We start from the raw sequence: 3,935 nt of genomic DNA on the forward strand, positions 1-3,935 counted from the left end.
CCCCCCCCCCCCCCCCCCCCCCCCCCCCCCCTCCGCGCCCCCCGCGGGGGGGGGGCCGGGGGGGCCCCCCCCCCCCCCCAGGCCCGAATGCGAAGTGCGGCTTCGCCGCCGGACGGCCGCCGACGTGACGATGCTTCGTGCTTCGTGGCCCCGAGCGGCGGGCCGGGCGCCCACCGGCAGGCCCGCGCCGTCGCTACCGGAAAATGTGGCGACCGGACGGAGGGACCGGTGAGCCGACGCGCGCTTCCCGGATCGGGCCGGCGGGCGACGATGCCCGCCGAACGAGGCACCCGGTGATTTACACGATGTCGAGCACGTTGCTCAAACCTCGAAGTACGTTGCGGGATCAACGGCGTTGAGCGGTCTCCAGCGCGGGGCCTCGGCGGGTGGCGCGGAATCGTCCGCCCCCGGATCGTGGCCGTAGCCCTGCAGGTCCAGACCGAATCGAGGGTTCTCGTCCACCTGGCGTGCCAGCTCGTAGAAGGTCGCCAGAACGTGCACACACCGGGTAGTGCGGGCGGTACAGGAGCAGTCGATCGCCGCGGGCACCGGAGCCACCGGCAGACCCGCACCGGCTGCTGCGGCGTACATTTCGTCTGTCGGCACCGTCGGTGCGGTGCCCACGATCGGGGCCAGCGCCGTGATGACGGGCCGGGGGAGCGGCGTGAGCTCGATGTGGGTGATCGATGCTTGTCCGCCGCGGTGGATATGCGCCCGGACGATCCGGCCCTCTGCCTCGGTGCGAACGCCGTTGTTGCGGGCGATACTGCGAGCGCGGGGCAGCATGGGGTCCGGGCGGGTCTGGCGCAACGGTTCGGCCAGGCGCACCCAGTCCATCCCCCAGCGGGTGTAACCGAATTCGTTGTCCGCCATCAGTTTCCTCGCTTTCGCCGCAGGACTTCCACCAGCCGGTCGTCGTCCAGCCGGGCCAGTTCGGCGATACCGGTCCCGGCGCCGAAATCGGTCAGGGCGGATTTCCGCCGCTGCATATCCGCGATGTGTTCCTCCACAGTGGTCGCCGAGGTGAGGGTCGTGATCGTTACGGTGCGGGTCTGGCCGATACGGTGTACCCGGTCGGAGGCCTGGGATTCGACCGCGGGATTCCACCAACGGTCGAAATGGATCACATCGGCCGCCCGGGTGAGAGTGAGCCCGGTACCGGCCGCCCGCAGACTCAGCACCAGTACCGGCGGGCCCTCCGGGGACTGGAATTCGTCGACGATGGCAGCGCGTTCGGTCTGCGCGAGCCCACCGTGGAAGAAGGGCGCGCTGATCGCGAACTGCTCGCGCAGATGCCGGACCAGCAGCTCACCGGTGCCGCGGTACTGGGTGAAGATCAGTGTCGGCGCGGCGTTGTCGAGATTGTTGGCGACGATATCGGTGCACAGGTCGAGCTTGCCGGAACGTCCGGTGAGCTCGGTCGTCTCGCCGGTGACCAGCCCGGGGTGGTTGCACACCTGCTTCAACGAGGTGAGTGCCGCCAGGATCCGGGTCTGCCGCCCGGCACCGGTTCCGAAACCCTCGTCCAGGGCGCGGTCGAGCAGGCTGTCGTACAGCTGCTCCTGTTCCGGGGTGAGATCGCACAGCAGATCCGAGTGGATCTTGGCGGGCAGCGATGCGGCGACCTGATCCTTGCGGCGCGACAACAGCACGGGTTCCACCGCATCCCGCAGCCGCGCGGCGGCGCCGGACGAACCCTGCTCGATGGGTTTGACGAATCGCCGCCGGAACTGGGTGCGGTGCCCGAAGATACCCGGTGCGACGAGATGCAGAAGCGCCCACAGCTCGTCGAGGTGGTTTTCGACAGGCGTTCCGGTGAGGGCGACGACCGCACCGGCGGACAGCGCGCGCGCCGCCTTCGCCACCTGGGTCCGCGGGTTCTTCAGCGCTTGGGCTTCGTCGTAGGCGATCGTCGCCCACCCGGTGCCGGTCAACCCGTTCCCGTGTCTGCGTAACACGGGATAGCCGGTGACGACGACGGTTCCGGGTGCGGCCTCCACCGGCCCGCCCCGCCAGGGAGCGGGCCGTAGATCCGGGGCGAAGCGGTTGATCTCGTGCACCCAGTTCCCGACCAGGGAGGTCGGGCACACCACCAGTTGAGCCCCCTGCTCCGCGCGGTCGACGAGCAAACCGATGGTCTGCAGCGTTTTTCCCAGACCCATCTCGTCGGCGAGGATCGCGCCGCCGTGGCGCGCGACGGTTTCCCGCAGCCAGGCGATTCCGCGCACCTGGTAGGGACGCAGGCCGGCCTGCAAACCGGTCTGCATCCGGGCGGCCGTAGCGGCGGTATCCCGCAGGACCGAGAGGGCGTGGTCACCGTCCAGGATGGCGGTGCCCTGGGCATTCGGTACCGCGTGTGCTGCCACAGGCAGCCGCGCTACGGTACCGGCCAGGTTCGATTGCCAGGCGCGCGTGGAGTTTCCGGGCCGGTCGACCTCGAGCGCGGGGAATCGATCGGGTTCCACCAGGGCACAGTGGACCGGCGTGACCTCGAGGTGAACGCTGCCCGCGCGGAGTTGCGCGGTGGTTCCTCCGGGAACGACCAGCGAAAGGGTCGCGGCTTCACCGAGTCCTGGTGGCGGCGGGCCGATATCGCGACCGGTCCACGTCCACAGTGCGAACATGTGCCGGTCGGGCAGATAAGTGGTTTCGACGGTCGGCAGGGTGCACCCCCAATATTATCGTATTGCGTACGGAGTAATATTCGAAACGCGTACGGTACCGGATTTGTTCCGCGGCGTCGCTTCGGGCCGGTGCCCGACCGAGAAAGGAAGATCCATGGACAGCTACCCGCCCCGGTCGACCGCCGGGAGCAGCGCCCGGTGCAGTCGCCCGGCGCCGGTGCACGGACAGGCCCGCCGTATTGCGATCCGGGGCGGTTCGCCGCAATGCCGGTCCGGCGGTGCCCCGGTATGAGGAAGCCAGGCCCGGAGGCAGTAGCGAAGTATCGCCACGGAGCGTCTTGCGCACATCCGATGGACACCGCATGAGCAAGCCCGTACCGAGCACAGCGAAACGTGACCGCGCAGTAGCCGCGGCCGAGCACCGGGAAGGTGGCGCGAGCCGGTCTGCCGACCCGGCGCGGACACTGCTGGAACTGCTGTGGCGGCACCGACTACCGCCGCGTAAGGGCGGTCGCGGCCCCCGGCAGACCGTGAGTGTCGACGATGTCGTCACCGCCGCGATCGGTCTGGCCGACCGAGAGGGCTACGAGAAGGTGTCCATTCGTGCCGTCGCCGCCGAACTGGGGCTACGACCGATGAGCCTGTACACCTACGTGCCCAGCAAGGACGCGCTCACGGTGCTGATGGTCGATGCGGTGGCCGCTGCCGACGCGCCGTTACCCACCGGCCTGCCGGTCCGCGACCGGCTGGCCGCTGTCGCCCGGCAGGTCCGCGACGAATTCCTGGCGCATCCATGGCTGTTCGAGGTGCCGTCGTGGCGGATGGTGCTGGGGCCGGGCCGGCTGCGCCGCTACGAGCAACAGCTGGCGGCCGTGGACGGAATCGGTATCGACGATCCCGGGATGGACCGGGTGATATCGGTGCTCACCCAGTTCGCGACCGGTAACGCCCGCACTGCGCTCGCCGCGGCACGCAGTGCCCGCGAGCAATCCGACGCCGACTGGTGGGAGACCTACGGGCCCCTGCTGACCGAGGTCATGCCCGCCGCCGAATACCCGCTGTCGGCTCGGGTGGGGGCCGCGGTCGGCGAGCTGTATCAGGCGCCGGGCGATCCGGACGGCGATTTCGAATACGGGCTCGCACGGTTGATCGACGCGATCCTGCGCGGATGAGTCGTGGGGGGGGGGGGGGGGGGGGGGGGGGGGGGGGGGGGGGGGGGGGGGGGGGGGGGGGGGGGGGGGGGGGGGGGGGGGGGGGGGGGGGGGGGGGGGGGGGGGGGGGGGGGGGGGGGGGGGGGGGGGGGGGGGGGGG

At 70.7% G+C, this 3,935-nt stretch carries 3 protein-coding genes; 1 reads left to right on the top strand and 2 read right to left on the bottom strand.

Going from position 1 to position 3,935, the window contains the following annotated elements; all coding sequences use genetic code 11:
- Positions 1-321: 321 nt before the first annotated feature.
- Both QH195_RS30980 and QH195_RS30985 read right to left on the bottom strand, forming a co-directional pair.
- Positions 322-873, bottom strand: coding sequence for a hypothetical protein (locus QH195_RS30980; RefSeq protein WP_280425781.1), 552 nt, complete (start codon positions 871-873; stop codon positions 322-324).
- Entirely contained in the window at positions 873-2,624 is a 1,752-nt protein-coding gene (locus QH195_RS30985) for a DEAD/DEAH box helicase (RefSeq protein WP_280437980.1), read from the bottom strand. Before QH195_RS30985 ends, QH195_RS30980 begins: the two co-directional genes overlap by 1 nt.
- A 362-nt stretch (positions 2,625-2,986) precedes the next feature.
- Here QH195_RS30985 and QH195_RS30990 point away from each other — a divergent pair, with 362 nt between their 5' ends.
- Positions 2,987-3,796: a TetR/AcrR family transcriptional regulator gene (locus tag QH195_RS30990; RefSeq protein ID WP_280437981.1), complete on the top strand. Its 810-nt coding sequence runs from the start codon at positions 2,987-2,989 to the stop codon at positions 3,794-3,796.
- The last annotated feature ends 139 nt before the right edge of the window (positions 3,797-3,935 follow it).

Origin of the sequence: Nocardia carnea (assembly GCF_029868855.1) — a bacterium.
In the GTDB taxonomy this organism is placed as follows: domain Bacteria; phylum Actinomycetota; class Actinomycetes; order Mycobacteriales; family Mycobacteriaceae; genus Nocardia; species Nocardia carnea_A.

What these genes read in the sequence shown, in the direction of transcription:
- QH195_RS30985 (WP_280437980.1), bottom strand. Translation starts at nt 2,624, where the DNA reads ATGTTCGCACTGTGGACGTGGACCGGTCGCGATATCGGCCCGCCGCCA.
- QH195_RS30990 (WP_280437981.1), top strand. Translation starts at nt 2,987, where the DNA reads ATGAGCAAGCCCGTACCGAGCACAGCGAAACGTGACCGCGCAGTAGCC.
- QH195_RS30980 (WP_280425781.1), bottom strand. Translation starts at nt 873, where the DNA reads ATGGCGGACAACGAATTCGGTTACACCCGCTGGGGGATGGACTGGGTG.